Source organism: Plantactinospora sp. ZYX-F-223, from assembly GCF_039649625.1.
Taxonomy (GTDB): Bacteria; Actinomycetota; Actinomycetes; order Mycobacteriales; family Micromonosporaceae; genus Plantactinospora.
In genome coordinates this window covers 30,852-46,167 of sequence record NZ_JBDJAV010000060.1, presented here as the reverse complement: position 1 = coordinate 46,167, position 15,316 = coordinate 30,852, and the positions used below count along the sequence as shown (strand labels likewise).

Here is a 15,316-nt window from a genome sequence, read left to right as displayed (position 1 = left end):
TAGAGCCCTCTCAGTGAACCTTTTTCAACCTCCCTTGCGGTCCGGCGGACCGCAAGGTCGGACGCGGTGCGTGAGCGCCGCGCGGTCCAGGTTGAAAAAGGTTCAATGTTCCCGTCCGTCGTGGCCTGTGGCTCGATGGCGAGTAGGACCCACGATGAGCAGACTGCCGACTGCAGTGGCGAAGGTGCCAGGCGATGGGACAGGGATTTCCTGGTCCGCTCCACCAGGGCCTACGCCGGCCGCTGGCCGCCGCGCCCGCGACGGGGGGAAAGACCGGCTCATCGGGGAGCACAGGTAACGGCTCTCGCAGGTAGGCCCTTCGTGCTCGCAAATGCGTGGACCTTGGGGTGCGGGGGGACGGGGTGAGCGGAGGCACAATTATTTGGCGATCGTTCCAGTTAGCCGTACGGTAGGCGCATGGCCCGTACCCGGGAGTTCGACTTTGACGCGGCGGTAGCCGCGGCCATGGAGGCGTTCCGGCGCAACGGCTACGAAGGGACCTCGATCCGCGACCTGACCAAGGCGACCGGCCTGGGCAGCGGCTCGATCTATGCCGCCTTCGGCAGCAAGGAAGGGCTGTACCTGGCCGCGCTCGACCTCTACCGGCAGCGGTACGCGACGCCACTGATCGACATGCTGCGCTCGGGCAACGACGCCCGAGAGGTCATCCGCGAGGTTTTCGTCGGCGCGGTGGATGAGATCGCCCGGGACGGGAAACGCCTGGCATGTCTGATCGTCGGCGCCACGATCGAGCGGACCCGGGACGACCCGCGGGTCGCCGAGCGGCTCCGGTCGACGACTCGATCGCTGGAGTCCGCCCTCTTCGACGTGCTCGCCGAGGGCCAGCTACGCGGTCAGATCCCGGCCGACCGCAGCGCCACCGACCTCGCTACGTTCCTGGTGACCAGCCTCCAGGGCCTGCGGGTGATGGGCGGGATCAACCCCGACCGGGCCACCTTGATGCGGTCCGCCGAGGTCGCGCTGAGTTGCCTGGACTGACCGGTTCCCCGGGCGCGGTCCGGCCTTTTGCCGTTCCCAAATCCTGTAACGCTCGCTCAAGATACCTTTTCGAAGGAAGAAGGATGAAACCGACAGGCGTAGGCATCATCGGGCCCGGCGCGTGGGCGTCGGTCTCGCACATTCCGGTGATCGCGGCGTCGCCGGCGTTCGAACTGCATGCGGTCAGCACGTCCCGTCGTAGCTCGGCGGAGGCTGCGGCGGCCAAGTACGGGGTGCCCGGATACGACGACCACCGCCGCCTTCTCGCCGATCCCCGGGTCGAGCTGGTCGTCGTCGCGGTCCAGGTCACCCAGCACTTCGAGCTGATCTCGGCAGCTCTCCAGGCGGGCAAGATGGTCTACAGCGAGTGGCCGCTCGCCAACGGACTGGCCGAAGCGGAGCGCCTCGCCGAACTGGCCCGCCGGGCCGGCGCCCGTACCGTGGTCGGGCTCCAGGGACGATACGCCCCCGAGGTCCAGCACGCCGCAGACCTGGTTCGCGACGGGTACGTCGGCGAGGTGCTCGGCACCACACTGGTCGGCTCCGGCATGGTCTGGGGCGGCGAGGTGGACAGCCACAACCAGGCCTACTGGTTCGACAACGCCAACGGCGCCACCCCGCTCACCTCCGCCACGCTGCACGCCCTCGACCCGCTGCATTTCGTACTCGGCGAGTTCGACACGGTCGCGGCCAACCTCGTGGTGGGACGCAAGGAGGCGACCGTCACCGAGGACGGCAGCAGGATCCCGGTCACGGTGCCCGATCAGGTCGCCCTGATCGGCACGCTCACCTCCGGTGCGGCCGCCTCGGTCTTCTATCGCGGCGGCGCGTCACGCGGCGAAAACCTCCGATGGGAGATCAACGGCACCGACGGCGACCTCGTCCTGACCTCGGCCTGGGGCAACATGCAAGTCGCCCAGCTCACCCTCGCCGGTGGCCGCGGCGCGGACACCACCGCCACCACCATCGAAGTTCCCGCGTCCTACTCGGACGGGATCCCCACGGACCTGGCCCAGACCCCGGCCGGAAGCGTCGCGCGGCTCTACGCGCAGTTCGCCCGCGACCTGGCCGACGGCACCCACACCGTGTCCGACTTCGAGCACGCTCTCAACCGGCACCGCCTCATCGACGCCGTCGAACGCTCCTCGCACACCGGCGTCGCCCGATCCCTGAAGGGACCAACCACCGGCCGGCGCCCTGGCGCCGGCCGCCCTGAACAGTCGGAGTCAATGACGTGAGAGCGATAGGGCTGCTGCGCCACGGCGGACCCGAGGTACTGGAGGTCGTCGAGCGGCCGACTCCGCACGCCGGACCGGGCGAGGTCCGGATCCGGGTACGCGCCGCGGCCGTCAACCCCGCCGACACCCTGATCCGGGCCGGCGTGACGCCTATCCGGCAACGCGGAACGGAACCGGTCATCCCCGGCCTGGACGTCGCCGGCACCATCGACGAGATCGGCTCCGGCACCAACCGCCGCCTCGCTATCGGCGACCGCGTGATGGCAATGGTCAACCCCACCCGCCCGGCCGGCGGCGGGTACGCCGAATGGGTCGTGCTTCCCGAGTCGTGGGTCGTCCCGGCACCGGCCGGGGCGAGTCACGCCGAGGCGGCCACGCTCCCGATGAACGGGCTCACCGCCCTGCATGCCCTTGACCAGCTACGCCTGACCCCGGGCAGCACCCTCGCCGTCACCGGCGCGGCCGGGGCGGTCGGCGGCTACGCCGTACAACTGGCCAAGGCCGCCGGGCACCGCGTGCTGGCCGACGCCGCCCCACAAGACGCCGACCTCGTCGCGTCGCTGGGCGCCGACCGCACCGTCGCCCGCGGGCCTGGGGTCGCCGATTGCTTCCGCGCGCTCACCACCGACGGTGTCGACGCGGTCGTCGACACCGCGATCATCGGCGCCCCGCTGCTCACGGCGATCCGCCGCGGCGGCTCCCTGGCCTACGTACGCGGCGTGCCGGACCACCCGGCGTTCGAGCGGGCGGCCGCGACGCGCGGCGTGACCCTCGTCTACGCCTACGTGCACGACTACGACGGGCGACGCGACAAACTCGACCTGCTCCGCCGGCTCGCCGACGAAGGACGGCTCAGCCTCCGAGTCGCCGACACCTTCCCGCCGGAGCATGCGGCGCAAGCCCATCGGCTCCTGGCGGCCGGCGGCGTCCGGGGCCGACTCGTCATCGAGTTATCAGGTTGACGAGTCGGTCGCCACGGCACCAGACCGGGATCGCGTCCCGGTGGCGGGACACCAGCCGGGGTCGACGCGGCCTACCGGAAGCCCTCCCATCGGGCGGGGTGTGCTGGCGGGTCGTGGTGGCCCAGTTCGCCGAAGGTGACAGGCCGCGACGGCAGCCCCGCCCGCCGACAACAACGCCCCACCTGCAACCGCCCCGGCTGCCACACAGGCGTCCAGCGGGGCGCCAGAGGCAGATTCCGGCGTGCCTTCAGGAACAGGTGGTAGCCACTGTCGCGGCGACGCTGCCGGTAGGCCAGCGGTTGCACCGGCCACCGGCAGCTTGCCCGTCGACCTCGTCTTTGGGCCGAAGGGTGGGGTGATCAGGCGGAGTAGCCGCGGGTTCCGATCCAGTTCGCCATGTTGATTGTGCTCATCCAGTAGCTGGCCGGACCGAACATCCCCGATGAGTCCGACACCTTCACCATGCGCCCGTCGTCGCTGTAGCCGACGAGTGCGATGTAGTGCCCGCCCGGGAAGTCATGCCACGTCCCGTCGGCATCGGTGGCGCCGCCGGCGATGTTCGCCACGATGGCGTAGCCGTTGCTGGTCGCCCGCACCACGTCGGCCTGGAGTCGATCCATCTGCGCGGGTGTCGCGTCCTGCCCCGGAATCATCCGGGTGCGGTACCAGTTGCTTCCGACCATCTCGTTGAGCACACGAGTCGTGTCCTCGGCGGAGTCAGTGCCGTTGACCGTGGTTCGCAGGCCCCGGGCAAGCTGGTCCTGGCTCACATCGATTCCACGAGCGCTGAGTGCGTTACGCACCGCGGCGGGCCCGCAGTAGTAGAAGTTGGGCTGATACTCGAAGGACGCGTCGAGCACTTTTTCTGCGGGAGCATCGGGCTGCGCCGGTTGTGACGGCTCGTCGGCAGGTGCCACCGAACGGGATTCAGGACCGGTCGACGCCCCGGTGTCCGGGTCGGCGGCGGCCGGAACAAGTGACTGCGCTGTGGCGCCGCTGGAGGTTCCCTCTGGCGGTTGGTTGAGCAGGGCTCCGGCTGTCGCGGCTGTCGCGGCTGTCACGACGGCGGCGGACAATAGGCCCAGCCTCTGTGCCCGGCGAAGGGCGCCAGGTCGGAACAGGCTACGCGGTGGTTCTTCGAGCATGCATGGTCTCCTTCCCATGCCGCCGACCGGGTTAGCTGACGGGTTCGGGCGGGGAAAGAGGATGCCCTACCTGGCCTCTTGGCCTACGGATTCACCCCAAGATGCGATGGGTCCCCGGCTCGCTGAAAGCGATTAGGCGGGCCCGATTCGACGCCATTGGTCAATGACTGACAACCGAATCAGGCGGCGCCGAGGCTACGAGGAGCCGATCAGGGATGCCAAACGCTCACCCAATCATGTGAGCCACCGCACTCACATCGCGTGCGTTCCCGGCCAGGTATACGCAGCGACGTAAAGGATGTTGGAAAACGTCACGAACGGGTCCTCCGGTGATACCGGCCGTGAAGGCGGTCGACCGTCTGCACGGCTTGGGTAGGCCGCTGTCGAAGCGCGAGTGCTCCTCGTCGCATGCGGCGTCGGTCCGTCCGGTACGAGATAGCGCCGCGCGGCTTGTACACGGACAGGATGGTGGTGACGAGCAGAAGCAGCAGCGCGGCGGTCCCGTGAAGCAGCGGCGAGGTTCCCAAGCCACGCAGGTCGTTTCCCGGCAACGCCGGGTCGGTGGCCGCTTGCGCGATGTGGCCGACTGTCTGCGTGTACATCAGCAGGACGGCGGTGGCCAGGATGTTCAGGATGAGTTTGAACAGAACCCAGTAGTGTCGGGTGAGGCCCCAACTGGTGCCTGATGCCTGGACGATTCCGGTCACGAGCGAGGCGATGCTCAGGGGCACGAGGGCGTACCAGGTGACCGGTTCCATCGCCAGGTAGGCGGCTCGTACCAGCTGCGTGTCCTGGTTGGCTAGCCCGACGGCGGCGAGGACGACGAAGACCAGGACGGCGCCGAGCCAGCCGACGGAGAACGTGACATGCGCGGTAAGCGCGAACCGGCGCAGGCGGGGACCCATCATCAATGAACCTTTTTCAACCTCCCCTTGCGGTCCGGCGGACCGCAAGGTCGGACGCGGTGCGTGAGCGTCGCGCGGTCCAGGTTGAAAAAGGTTCAATGGCCGCCCTCGGGCGGCATGTGACCGCCGGATGTGCCGGGCACGCCGGAGGTGGGGGTGTCACCGGTGGGCAGGTGACGGCTGGGGCCGTGGCCACCGCCGGCGAACATCCCGAGGAGGAGCAGCAGCACCAGCGCACCGATGCCGATACCGAACACTTTCACCCAGGCTGGGGTGGCTGCGCGGCTGGTGCCGGGATCGAGGGCGGCGTGGCCAGGTGAGTCAGGCATGGGTTCTCCGAGGCAGGGACGAGTTTGTCGTGATCCGGATTCGACCCCAGTTTTACGAGACAGACTGTCGCTGTCAAGCCAGATCGTCATCGGATCGTCATGGTGTATCCTGGTGACGTGCCTAGACTGTGGAACGAGACGATCGAGGCGCACCGGCGCGATGTCCGCGACGCGATTCTGGACGCGACCTGGTCGCTGGCGGCCGCGCACGGGCCGCTGTCGGTGACGATGTCGCAGGTCGCGGAGAAGGCCGGCATCGGGCGGGCGACGCTGTACAAGTACTTCCCGGACGTCGAGGCGATCCTGCGGGCGTGGCACGAGCGACACGTGGCCGGGCACCTCGACCAGCTCGCCGAGCGCCGCAACCAGCCCGGCCGGCCCGGCGAGCAGCTCAGCGCGGTGCTGGAGCACTACGCGCGCATCGTCCACGAGCGTGGGCGGCACGGCGGTGATCTTTCCGCGGTGTTGCATCGCGGAGAACAACTCGCACAGGCCCAGCGCGAGCTCCACGATCTGGTCCGGGACCTGTGTGCCGAGGCCGCCGCCGTAGGCGACGTTCGCGGAGATGTCGCGCCAGAGGAGCTCGCGGCCTACTGTCTGGGCGCGCTCACCGCAGCCGGCGGCCTGCCGTCCGAGGCGGCGGTGACGCGCCTGGTCACCGTCACCTTGACGGGGTTACGGCCGCCGGCGTGAACCACCGAGGCGACCGGTGATTCGGGCCGTACGGCTGCCCTGCGATTTGAGGTCGTGCGGCGCGGACAGGTCTCCGCCACGGTTGGTACCGAGTCAGCTCCGCCTGATCAGGTGTCCCACTGCGGCCATCATCTCCGCGGCCATCTCCTCCGTGCGGTCCTCGACGACGCCTTCGCGCATACAGTGCCGGGCGTGGCCGTCGAGCAGGCCGAGGGCCACCTTTGTCCAGTGCCGCCTGGATCGCGGAGATCTGGGTGAGCACGTCGATGCAATAGCGGTCGTCGTCGACCATCTTCTCGGGATTCGAGCCGCTGTCACCACCGCCGGCTAGGGCATCGCGAACGCGTGAGTTCCGCGCTGGGCTGGCGGTCCGCGACGCGGGTCCCCCGGTCCACGGCGTCGGCGGGCTCTTCCGGTCGACGTGCACCTCGCTGCCCGATCCGGGGTGACGTTGTCCGGAGAACAAGCCGGGCGGGTGGGCCGGGTACACCCGGCCCACCCGCCACTGAACCTTTTTCAACCTCCCCTTGCGGTCCGGCGGACCGCAAGGTCGGACGCGGTGCGTGAGCGTCGCGCGGTCCAGGTTGAAAAAGGTTCACTGATCAGCTACTTACCGCTGAGCATGCTCCGCATCTGGCCGATCTCCGCGGTCTGATCCGCCTTGATCTTCGCGGCCAGGTCCTTCGCGGCCGGGTTTTGGCCCTGCTGCAGTTCGGTGTCGGACATCTGCACCGCTCCCTGGTGATGCTGGATCATCATCTCCAGGAACATGCGGTCGAACTCGCCGCCGTCAGCCTTCTCCAGCGAGGCCATGTCCTGCTCGGACATCATTCCCGGCATCGCCCCGGTGGGGCTGCCGCCGTGCGTGCCATGCCCGCCACTCGACGGCGACGGCATGGGCACGCCCCAGTCTCGCAGCATGGCCGTCATCTGCTCGATCTCGGGCTGCTGCGCCGCCTTGATCTTCGCGGCGAGTTCCTTGACCTTCGGGCCGCTGGCCCTGGCTTCGCCGAGCTCAGCCATCTGCACCGCCTGCTGGTGGTGCGGAACCATCCCCTGAGCGAACGCGATGTCCGCCTGGTTGTACGCCACGGTGGCGGACGCGGTACCAGTGGGGCTGGCGGTGGCGGCGGCCTGATCGTCGCCGTGGCCGCCTCCGTGCGAGGCGCCGCCGCAGCCGGCGGCAAGGGCCACCGGCACGAGGGTGGCCACGACCAGCCCAGCGAGCCGGAAAACGTGTCGGTTGGTGCGCATGACGAAGTGACTCCCTGTAACGAGAACGAAAGATCGAAGGCAGGCGTGTCCGGCCGACCCGCCCGCAGCGGGCGGATCGGTACCGGCAGGGAGTCGGCCTAGATTCGCCAGATGGACAACGCGGTCAGTGACGGAGGGCCGCAGCCGCTGCCGTCCGCCGCGTCATTCGCCGCCGTTAGCGGTGACAGCGCTGGCGTGATGGATTGAAAGACGCTGGGTGCCGGGGTCAGAGCCGGTGCCGGGGCGGCCAGTCCGTGGCCCTGGGAGGTGAACTGGCACACCTGTCCGGGATGTCCATGCGGAGTCGTGGGACATGGGTGTTCCGGCGGGCATGCCTGGGCTCCGCGGTCGACCACCGCCTGCCCCACATCCCCGGGCGTCATCGCCTGGGCCACCGCCACGTCGGGCCCCGGCCCGCCCGAATCGTGGTGATGATGACCGCCGGGTGCAACCGTCCCGGCGAGCTGGTGCATGACGATCACGCCGACGAGGGCGCCGAGCAGGGCAAGCAGCCGAACCGATGACAGGCCCGCCGCAAGTACGCGGCCGAGCTGGTGTCGGGTCATGGCTGCCATCATGGTCATCGTAGCCAGCGGGGAATTCCGGCGTGCCGGCTGTCGCAACCACCACTCGATACGGGGATCGCTGTGGTCAACGGTAAGTCGATGTCGTAGCCGGCGCGGGCGTCGTCGGCGAGGGCGCTGCGGGCGTCGCGTGTACGCCATGGTCGCTGACCTGGGCGTCGAACCAGGCGTGCAGGGCGGTGACGATCGCCGGGTCGCTGGTGGTGTAGGTGATCCGGGCGATCGTCACCGGTCTCCTCATACTCGATAGTGATCTTCCCGGCGCTGTCGCGGAGGACGGCGAGTCCGGGAAAACGGCCGCCGTGGATGCTCGCGGGGTCGGTGAAGTCGCCGCGACGGAACCTGTCGGCTTCCTGCCGCAGGTGCTGGACCAGGTCAATCTGGCCGGCGTCCCGCGGGTCGTCGGCGACGACGGTCTGGACGCCGCCACCCTCGGCCTTGTGTGCCGCCGAGCCAGTCGTCGATCTTCACGTGCCGCGCGGTGAGAAGGGTGTCGCGGTCTGCCGTCACGAACCGATCGTCAACACCCTTCCCTCGCACCCACCGCCGGGACCCCGCCCGCGCCGCGACCGGCGCCATCGGTGTCCTGCGCGCGATCAGGCGGCGCGGCCGGCCTTGAGGCAGGCGGCGATGTCGACGACCCGGCGGGCCTGGTGGCGGGCCGCCTGCAGGATCACCTCACCAGGCGGGCCGTCGCCGACCACGTGGGAGGTGCCGTAGGGGTTGCCGGACTGGAACTGGATGGGGTCGGTGTAGCCGGGGGGCACGATGATGCCGCCCCAGTGGCAGAACGTGTTCGCCAGCGCCAAGAGGGTGGACTCCTGTCCGCCGTGAGCGGTGCTGGAGGAGGTGAAGGCCGAGTACACCTTGTCGGCGAGCTTGCCCTGGAACCACAGCGGGCCCGTGGTGTCAATGAATGCGCGCAGCTGGCTGGCCGGGTTGCCGTAGCGGGTGGGAGTGCCGAACAGCACCGCGTCAGCCCAATCCAGATCGTCGTGGCTGGCCTCGGCGATGTCGGCGGTGTCCTTCAGGTGTCGGTCCCACTCCGGCCTGGCGCTGACCGCCTCCGGCGGGGCGGTTTCGGCGACCTTGCGCAGTCGCACGGTGGCGCCGGCCTTCTCGGCGCCTCCGGCGGCGGCTTGCGCCAACGTGTGTATGGTGCCGGTGGAGCTGTAGTAGATGATCGCGACGTGCACGGGTTCCACGATCGGTTTCCTTCCTGTGCGGTTCTGACCGGTACGACGAGACAGCCCGACGAGATGTGAGGCGACGTGCGGACCTCACAATTCGGGGCGACGGTTCGTCGTGAGAGGTGAGCCAGATCGTCTGAAGGAGCCGGTGAAACCCATGACCAACCCGTCCGAGCCGGGACCCGGTCGGCCCGACCCGAGCCTGAGCGCGATCGTCGGCGAGCGGCGTCGGCTGACCAACCTCGCGTACCGGCTGCTGGGCTCCCTGGCCGACGCGGAGGACGTCGTACAGGAGACCTACGCCCGCTGGTACGCCATGTCCCCCCGGCAGCAGGAGGACATCGACTCTCCCGGCGCCTGGCTGACGACCGTTGCCAGCCGTATCTGCCTGGACCTGCTCCGCTCGGCGCGGATCAGGCGCGAGCGTTACGTGGGCGAATGGATCCCGGAGCCGCTGCCTGACCGGGCGGAGTGGATCAGCGGGCGGTCCGGCGGCGGCCTCGACCCGGCCGACCGGGTCACCCTCGACGAGTCGGTCAGCATGGCCTTCCTGGTCGTACTCGACGCGATGACCCCTGCCGAGCGGGTCGCGTTCATCCTGCACGACGTCTTCGGCTACCCCTTCGCCGACGTGGCCGCGATCGTCGGCCGTAGCCCGGCGGCATGCCGCCAGCTCGCCGCGTCGGCCCGCCGGCGCATCCGCGTCCCGCGGCCTGACCCGGGCTCGTCAGCCCGGCGTGCAGACGTCGTCCGGGCCTTCAAGCGCGCGTGGGAGGCCAAGGACATCGACGCACTCATCGGCCTGCTGGCCCCCGACGCCACGGCGACCGGCGACGGCGGAGGGTTGGTCACCGCCGCGCTCCACCCGGTCGAGGGCGCCGAGCAGGTTGCCCGCTTCTTCGTCGGCCGGCCCGCCGTGGCGGCCAGCGTAACGCTCCAGGAGTGCACGGTCAACGGTCAACCCGGACTGGTGGCTCAGCGGGACGGCGTCACCGTGTCGGTGATGGCGTTCGACGTCACCGACGACCGCATCAACCACATCTGGGCCGTACTCAACCCCGACAAGCTCCGCTCCTGGACCACTGAACCTTTTTCAACCTCCCCTTGCGGTCCGGCGGACCGCAAGGTCGGACGCGGTGCGTGAGCGCCGCGCGGTCCAGTTGAAAAAGGTTTACTGGCTGACAGCTCCGGAAGCGGCGGCCGTCGAGGCCCCGCGCTGGCCGCGTTGCCGGCGAACCTACGCGGCCGGATCCCCAAGTTCCCGCCGGCGCCCGCCCCGACCAAGGTGACGCTGCCCAAGGACGGGACGGCCAGCTTCTTCAGCCGCATCCCCACGACGCAGAAAATCGCTTTCATCACCATCGACGACGGCTGGGAGAAGAACCCGCTCGCACTGAAGCTGTTCCGCGCCGCGAACGTGCCGATCACGCTGTTCCTCGAGGTATCACTCTGCTGCCGCTCAGAAGCGCGAGGCCGGCCAACTAACGATCGCTGTCACAAACGACCCCACCAGCCGCTTCCAGGTTCAACTTCCGACGTGGATGCCCGGCCGGCGGCCGGGATCCGGTTCGTTCCGGCGGATGATTTCGCGTACCACCGGGGCCGTGTCGCCGCGGCCGAGGAGGAAGTAGCGGAACATGTGCACCAGGGGGCTGCCTTCGGCCCAGGCGAAGTAGCAGTGCGGTCGGACACCAGTGGTGTCACGCAGGGCGAGCAGGATCGCCGCGATCGCGTTCGGCGCGGCCGGGGACTCCGCACGCAGAACCCGGTGCCCGTCGACGTCGACACCCCGCACGGTCAGGGTGTCACTGAAGGCCGACGGGTCGACCACGTCGATCTCTAGGAACAGCACGTCGGCGCTGCCCGGCACCGGATTGTCGGTGCGCTGCTCGCGTTCCTTGCCGGCGTACTCGGCGGCGTCGCCAACCTGGCGTCGGTTTGCGATCAGGTTCAGCGCCCCGTCGTGCGCCAGGGAATCGGTGACGAACTGGCGGGCGGCCAGGTCGAACTCGATGCGGTCGGCCCGTAGCTCGGTGGTGCGGGATACCCGGGAGATCAGCGACACGACGATGATCCCGGCGATGAACACCCCGGAGATCGCGATCCCGTCGGGCTTCTCGACGATGTTGCTGGCCAGGGCGTAGAGCAGCACGGCGGTGAGCAGTCCGAACCCGGCCACGCCGAGGCGCTGCCGGCGGCGTGCCGCCGAGACGGTGACCGCGAAGGCGCCGGAGACCATCATCGCAAGGATCCCGGTCGCGTACGCGCCGGCCTGGGCGTTGACGTCGGCCCCGAAGGCGATCGTGATCGCCACGCAGATCACGGTGTAGACCAGCACCACCGGACGGACGGCGCGGCCCCACTCCGGCGCCATCCCGTACGACGGCAGGTAGCGCGGCACGATGTTGACCAGGCCGGCCATCGCCGACGCGCCGGCGAACCAGAGGATGAGAATGGTGCTGATGTCGTAGACGGTGCCGAACGCCTCGCCGAGCTGGTGGTGGGCGAGCCAGGCCAGCGCCCGGCCGTTGGCGTCACCGCCGGGCTGGAACTCGTCGGCGGGGATCAGCACGGTGGTGACGAAGCTGCTCGCCAGCAGGTAGACGCTCATGATGACGGCGGCGGCGGTGAGCAGTTTGCGGGTGTTGCGGATCCGGGATTCCAGCCGTTGCCGTTCGTCGGTGCCGTCCGCGGCGACCAGCGGCATCATGCTCACCCCTGTCTCGAACCCGGACAGGCCCAGCACCAGCAGCGGGAACGCCAGCAGGGCCGGCCCGGCCAGACCTCCGACGCCGTCGGTGGTGAGCGCGTCGGTCCACGCCGACAGCGCCGCGGGGGTGGTGACGACCTCGACCAGCCCGGCCAGGATGATCACCGTATTCATTCCGAGGAAGACCGCGACCAGCGGGATCGCCACGCTGACCGCTTCGCTGAAGCCGAGCAGGAACACTCCGCCCAGCACCAGTAGCAGGACGACGGTCAGCGCTACCTCGTGGCCGTGCAGGGCGGCCGGTAGGTACGGGTTCTCCACCACGTGCACGGAGGCGTCCGCCGCGGACAGTGTGATCGTGATGATCCACGACGTCGCGACGAAGCCGAGCAGGACCAGTACGAACAGCTTGCCCCACCAGAATGGCAGCAGGTTCTCCAGCATCGCGACCGAGCCGGCGCCGTGCGGGCTCTCCCGGGTCACCCGCCGGTACATCGGCAGCATTCCCAGCAGGGTCAACGCCACGATCAGCAACGTCGCCAACGGTGACACCGCCCCGGCCGCCAGTGCGGCGATCGCCGGCACGTAGGCCAGGCTGGAGAAGTAGTCGACTCCGGTCAGGCACATCACTTTCCACCAGGTGTGCGGCTGGGCGTGGGCCTCGCCCGCCGCCGGCCCGACCGGCTGTACCTGATGCCGTAGCAACCACCCCGTCAACCGGCCGGTCGGCGCCGGCTTGCTGCCGGGTCTTTCCACCACGTCCGGCACCGCGAGATCGCCGGTCACCCTCATCAGTCCTCCCCAGGACACGCACCCCCGCCGCGGCGGCCAGGACCGCCCGAGGCACCCGCTCATCGCCACATGCCGGTCCCTCGACGTGGACAGCCGTTTCGACCGGCTCGCCATGCTTATGGCAGTGGGCTGGCCTGGTCAACGACCACAGCCGTCAAGGAAGCGTCAAGATCGCCAGCACCGGGGTATGAGAGCTGTCAGACACCTTGCTTCCAGGGCGCTGGCACCTACCCTGCGACCGGATCGAGCCGTCGGCTTGTCGGCCGGGCCGGGCTACGTCTGGCAGCGGTAACCGGCCCGGGGTCCGGTATGCAAAGGGCGCCGGTCGCGGCCGGTCGCCTTCGGGCTGCCAGCGCGGCCGTGCCATGTCCCGGCGCCGTCGAGGCCCCGCCGGTACGAGCCACGCCGTGGCGACCCCACACCAGGAGCCGGTGGTGCCCGCTCGCGGTCGGGGAGGTCAGCGACGGGGTTATCCGACGTGTACCAGTGGCCGGCGGCTGGGATCGGGTTCGGCTTGGCGTAGTACCTCACGGGTCAGTGGTGCGATCTCGCCGTCGCCGAGGAAGAGGTACCGCAGCAGGTACATCACGGGGTTGCCCTCGGTCCAGGCGAAGTAGATGTGGGGTAGTCGGCCGGTGGTGTCGCGCAGGTGTAGGAGGAAGCCGGCGAGGGTGTTCGCGATGCTGGCGCCCTCGACCCGCAGGATGCGGTAGCCGAAGCGTTCCTCGCCGGTCACCACCAGGTCGGATTCGAACTCGGACGGGTCCCGTACGGTCACCTCCAGGAACAGCACCGGTTCACCGACGGGAATGTGGTTGTGCGCGCGTTGTTCGGCCTCCTTCTCGCGGTACTCGGTCTCGTCACGCTCATGAGGCTCGTTCGCGATGAGATGTAACTCGCCGCCACGCCTGATCACGTCGGTGGTGAACTGTCGGGCGAGGGCGTCGAGGCGCACGTCGGTGACGCGTAGCTCGGTCGCCCGCAGCGTCCGGGACAGGATCGAGGTGGCGATGATCGCCACGATGAACACGACCGCGATCCGCACGCCGTCGGGTCGTTCGATGATGTTGGCGATGGTCGTGTACCCGAGTACCACGGTGATGGCCCCGAACCCGAGCGCCGGGGCGGTCTGGTGGCGACGGCGGGCGGAGAGGGTGACAGCGAGCGCGGCCGAGCTGATCAGGACGAGGACGCCGGTGGCGTATGCGCCGCCCTGGGCGGTGACGTCGGCGCGGAAGATCAGGGTGATCAGGAACGCCACCAGGGTGAAGACGATGACGAGGGGGCGGATCGCCCGGGTCCAGTCGGGTGCCATGCCGTAGCGGGGCAGGTAGCGCGGGACGAGGTTGAGCAGGCCGGCCATGGCCGACGCCCCGGCGAACCACAGGATCAGCACGGTGCTCAGGTCGTATACGGTGCCGAAGCCGTTGCCGAGGTGGGCGTGGGCGAGGAACGCCAGCGCCCGGCCGTTGGCCTCCCCGCCCGCCTCGAACTCCTCATGCGGGATGAGCACAGTGGTCACGAAGCTGCTCGTGATCAGGAAGACGCTCATGATCACCGCGGCGGTGACCAGCAGCCGCCGGGCGCCGCGGATGCGTCCTTCAGGCTGGTCCGGGTCGTCGGCTGCCCGTCCCCGAATCAGTGGCATGACCGCCACTCCGGTTTCGAAGCCGGAGAGGCCCAGCGCGAGTCGGGGGAAGACCAGCAGCGCCACCACCAGGATCCCGAACGGGTCCGGATGTTCGTTGACCAGCAGGTGCCGCCAGTCGGCGACCAGGTGCGGTCGGCTCCACAGGTGTCCGAGCGTTGCCGTGATCACGATCGCGTTGAGTAGCAGGTAGGTCGCGACCAGGACGACCGCGATGCCGATCGCCTCCTTGAACCCCCTTAGGAACACCGCGCCCAGGGCAGCGATCAGCACCAGCGTCACCCCGACCTGCGCGTCCTGCATCGGCGCGGGCAGGTACGGGTTCTCGAGGATGTGGGCGCTCGCGTCGGCGGCGGACAAGGTGATGGTGATGATGAAGTCGGTGGCGGCGAAGCCGAGCAGCGCCAGTACCAGCAGCTTGCCTCTCCAGCGCGGTAGGAGGTGCTCCAGCATTGCGATCGACCCCTGCCCGTGCGGGCTCTCCCGGGCCACCCGGCGGTACACGGGCAGGGCGCCGAGCAGGGTCAGCGCCACCAGGACCAGCGTGGCGACCGGGGAGACCACGCCGGCGGCGAGCGCGGCGATGCCGGGCTGGTAGCCCAGGGTCGAGAAGTAGTCGAGGCCGGTCAGGCACATCACCCGCCACCACGACCGCTGGTGGGGAGTGTCCGGCGCCGTGTAGGGGCCCCGGACCCGGCCCGGTCGCATCCCCTGCAACAGCCAGCCGCGCAGCCCGGCACCCCTGGGCGCGCTCCGCCCCCGCACCGCCCGACCCATCCGCTGACAGCCCCCGTCCCCGGCCTTGTCGTACTGCCGACGCGCAGACATCGTGGCGCACATCGGTTCGACTTCGCCGGGAATCGGGTA

The 15,316-nt window shown here is 69.4% G+C and carries 15 protein-coding genes, 1 pseudogene and 1 riboswitch; of the genes and pseudogenes, 6 read left to right on the top strand and 10 right to left on the bottom strand.

The window, feature by feature from the left end; translation table 11 throughout:
- Nucleotides 1–417: 417 nt before the first annotated feature.
- From AAH979_RS37535 to AAH979_RS37525, 3 genes are all read left to right on the top strand, one after another.
- On the top strand, nt 418–999 hold the full coding sequence (locus AAH979_RS37535; RefSeq protein ID WP_346262893.1) for a TetR/AcrR family transcriptional regulator: 582 nt from the start codon (nt 418–420) through the stop codon (nt 997–999).
- Between the two features lie 83 nt (nt 1,000–1,082).
- Complete coding sequence (locus AAH979_RS37530) at nt 1,083–2,237, top strand: Gfo/Idh/MocA family oxidoreductase (RefSeq protein WP_346262892.1); 1,155 nt, start codon at nt 1,083–1,085, stop codon at nt 2,235–2,237.
- Nucleotides 2,234–3,199: an NADP-dependent oxidoreductase gene (locus AAH979_RS37525; RefSeq protein WP_346262891.1), complete on the top strand. Its 966-nt coding sequence runs from the start codon at nt 2,234–2,236 to the stop codon at nt 3,197–3,199. Before AAH979_RS37530 ends, AAH979_RS37525 begins: the two co-directional genes overlap by 4 nt.
- Before the next feature lie 359 nt (nt 3,200–3,558).
- Here the strand turns inward: AAH979_RS37525 and AAH979_RS37520 are convergent, their stop codons facing one another.
- From AAH979_RS37520 to AAH979_RS37510, 3 genes are all read right to left on the bottom strand, one after another.
- Nucleotides 3,559–4,344, bottom strand: coding sequence for a C39 family peptidase (locus tag AAH979_RS37520; RefSeq protein WP_346262890.1), 786 nt, complete (start codon nt 4,342–4,344; stop codon nt 3,559–3,561).
- A 5-nt stretch (nt 4,345–4,349) separates the two neighbouring features.
- Nucleotides 4,350–4,493: riboswitch (cyclic di-AMP (ydaO/yuaA leader) on the bottom strand.
- A gap of 162 nt (nt 4,494–4,655) precedes the next feature.
- On the bottom strand, nt 4,656–5,252 hold the full coding sequence (locus AAH979_RS37515; protein WP_346262889.1) for a DUF2269 domain-containing protein: 597 nt from the start codon (nt 5,250–5,252) through the stop codon (nt 4,656–4,658).
- A gap of 92 nt (nt 5,253–5,344) precedes the next feature.
- Nucleotides 5,345–5,668: a hypothetical protein gene (locus tag AAH979_RS37510; protein WP_346262888.1), complete on the bottom strand. Its 324-nt coding sequence runs from the start codon at nt 5,666–5,668 to the stop codon at nt 5,345–5,347.
- 27 nt (nt 5,669–5,695) lie between these two features.
- Between AAH979_RS37510 and AAH979_RS37505 the strand changes: the two genes are divergently transcribed.
- Entirely contained in the window at nt 5,696–6,271 is a 576-nt protein-coding gene (locus AAH979_RS37505; RefSeq protein WP_346262887.1) for a TetR/AcrR family transcriptional regulator, read from the top strand.
- A gap of 93 nt (nt 6,272–6,364) precedes the next feature.
- On the opposite strand, the pseudogene AAH979_RS37500 reads toward AAH979_RS37505, so the two are convergent.
- The 4 genes and pseudogenes from AAH979_RS37500 to AAH979_RS37485 all read right to left on the bottom strand — a co-directional run bounded on the left by AAH979_RS37500 (nt 6,365) and on the right by AAH979_RS37485 (nt 8,338).
- Nucleotides 6,365–6,698, bottom strand: a pseudogene (locus AAH979_RS37500) (metal-sensitive transcriptional regulator).
- A gap of 179 nt (nt 6,699–6,877) precedes the next feature.
- Complete coding sequence (locus AAH979_RS37495) at nt 6,878–7,525, bottom strand: DUF305 domain-containing protein (RefSeq protein ID WP_346262886.1); 648 nt, start codon at nt 7,523–7,525, stop codon at nt 6,878–6,880.
- A gap of 98 nt (nt 7,526–7,623) precedes the next feature.
- Complete coding sequence (locus AAH979_RS37490) at nt 7,624–8,100, bottom strand: DUF6153 family protein (protein WP_346262885.1); 477 nt, start codon at nt 8,098–8,100, stop codon at nt 7,624–7,626.
- Nucleotides 8,101–8,176: 76 nt separating this feature from the next.
- Nucleotides 8,177–8,338, bottom strand: a complete 162-nt coding sequence (locus tag AAH979_RS37485; protein ID WP_346262884.1) for a hypothetical protein — start codon at nt 8,336–8,338, stop codon at nt 8,177–8,179.
- On the opposite strand from AAH979_RS37485, the gene AAH979_RS37480 reads away from it, so the two are divergent.
- Nucleotides 8,319–8,594 carry a hypothetical protein gene (locus tag AAH979_RS37480; protein WP_346262883.1) on the top strand — a complete coding sequence of 92 codons (276 nt, stop codon included), beginning with the start codon at nt 8,319–8,321 and terminating at the stop codon, nt 8,592–8,594. The genes AAH979_RS37485 and AAH979_RS37480 overlap by 20 nt on opposite strands.
- Before the next feature lie 111 nt (nt 8,595–8,705).
- On the opposite strand, the gene wrbA is transcribed toward AAH979_RS37480, so the two are convergent.
- Nucleotides 8,706–9,314 (bottom strand): NAD(P)H:quinone oxidoreductase, encoded by a 609-nt coding sequence (wrbA, locus tag AAH979_RS37475; protein WP_346262882.1) that lies wholly within the window; start codon nt 9,312–9,314, stop codon nt 8,706–8,708.
- A 142-nt stretch (nt 9,315–9,456) separates the two neighbouring features.
- On the opposite strand from wrbA, the gene sigJ reads away from it, so the two are divergent.
- Nucleotides 9,457–10,443 carry an RNA polymerase sigma factor SigJ gene (sigJ, locus tag AAH979_RS37470; RefSeq protein WP_346262881.1) on the top strand — a complete coding sequence of 329 codons (987 nt, stop codon included), beginning with the start codon at nt 9,457–9,459 and terminating at the stop codon, nt 10,441–10,443.
- 381 nt (nt 10,444–10,824) lie between these two features.
- Here the strand turns inward: sigJ and AAH979_RS37465 are convergent, their stop codons facing one another.
- Nucleotides 10,825–12,801: an amino acid transporter gene (locus AAH979_RS37465; RefSeq protein ID WP_346262880.1), complete on the bottom strand. Its 1,977-nt coding sequence runs from the start codon at nt 12,799–12,801 to the stop codon at nt 10,825–10,827.
- A 469-nt stretch (nt 12,802–13,270) separates the two neighbouring features.
- Nucleotides 13,271–15,277, bottom strand: a complete 2,007-nt coding sequence (locus AAH979_RS37460) for an amino acid transporter (protein WP_346262879.1) — start codon at nt 15,275–15,277, stop codon at nt 13,271–13,273.
- Nucleotides 15,278–15,316: the final 39 nt, after the last annotated feature.